The organism is Microcoleus sp. B9-D4 (assembly GCF_036705105.1).
GTDB lineage: Bacteria > Cyanobacteriota > Cyanobacteriia > Cyanobacteriales > Microcoleaceae > Microcoleus.
The window spans coordinates 1-1,307 of the sequence record NZ_JAUBTS010000172.1 but is presented as its reverse complement, the minus strand read 5'-3'; the positions used below and the strand labels follow the sequence as shown (position 1 = coordinate 1,307).

1 protein-coding gene is annotated in these 1,307 nt (G+C 44.8%); it reads left to right on the top strand.

The features are described 5' to 3' along the window. Positions 1 to 315: 315 nt before the first annotated feature. Positions 316 to 1,287 carry a transposase gene (locus tag QUB24_RS33400; RefSeq protein ID WP_333157875.1) on the top strand — a complete coding sequence of 324 codons (972 nt, stop codon included), beginning with the start codon at positions 316 to 318 and terminating at the stop codon, positions 1,285 to 1,287. Positions 1,288 to 1,307 lie beyond the last annotated feature (20 nt).

The window sequence follows — 1,307 nt, the reverse complement described above, 5'->3', positions numbered from 1 at the left end:
GGCGATCATACCGACTTTCAGGCGAGCTTACCTTCTTCTTGGTAAATCTAAAGAAACAAGAAAGTTTCTGACGCTTGGTGCAAGTTTCAGTGGAAAGTGCTGTTTAAGGACATCAGAAATTGGTGAAGTTGGCCCGCCCCTTAGACGAAATAAGTCTGTTGCGTAGATAAGCTCCCATTACTGATGACAGGCGCACATTAAGCTGGACAGTATCTTAGGCTCTCGATCGAACGATCGAGAAAGCCTGCATTCACAAGGTTAGTCTTCAATTGCCTGTCGGTTCTTTCATAAATCGGAGTACATCTGGAGCAAACAATGACATCAACAGTCTTAGGTATAGACATCAGTAAAAGAGACTTTCATGTCTCTTTACTGAGAGAAGGTCGTGCAACTAAACCCAAAAAGTTTACGAACAATGTTCAAGGGTTTGAGAGTTTACATAACTGGCTTAAACAACAAAATGTAGTGGGACTCCATGCTTGTATGGAAGCCACTAGCATTTACGGAGAAGCCTTAGCCGAATTCCTTTATGGGGCTGGATTTCAGGTTAGTATCGTCAATCCGGCCAGGATTAAAGGGTTTGCTAAAAGCGAACTCCTACGAACTAAAACTGACTCCGTAGATGCGGCATTGATTGCTCGTTTTTGTGCAGCGATGAAACCCTCTCTATGGACACCAACTGCGCCCGAAGTCAAAGAATTACAAGCCCTGTTGCGACGGCTCGAATCTGTGATCGAAATGGCTACGAGCGAGCAGAACCGTCTGGAAACAGCTACGCCAACTGTTGCTGGTCTTACAGTGGCACATTTGGAGTACCTAAAAGAACAACAGCAACTGATCAAAAAACTGATTAGTGACCATTTTGACCAGCACCCACATTTAAAACAACAGCGTGATCTTTTGACCTCAATTCCTGGAATTGGTGAACAGACGGCCTCTGTATTATTAGCTGAAATCCGTGATGTTTCTGATTACAACAATGCCCGTCAATTAGCAGCTTATGCGGGTTTAACTCCCTGCGAACGCAGTTCTGGGACTTCGGTTAAAGGCAAAACTCGTTTGTCCTGTACCGGCAATGTCCGACTACGAAAGGCGTTGTATTTGCCTGCGGTAGTGGCGATGCGTCACAACCCGTTACTTAAGGCCATGAGTGACCGATTATTGGGTCGTGTCCAGGTCAAAATGCAGGTGATTGGTGCTTTGATGAGGAAGTTGGTGCATTTGGCTTTTGGGATTTTAAAGTCCCAAAAGCCTTTCGATCCTAATTATTTACTTGCTACCCCTTGACAGGTCAAGACAGTATCTAC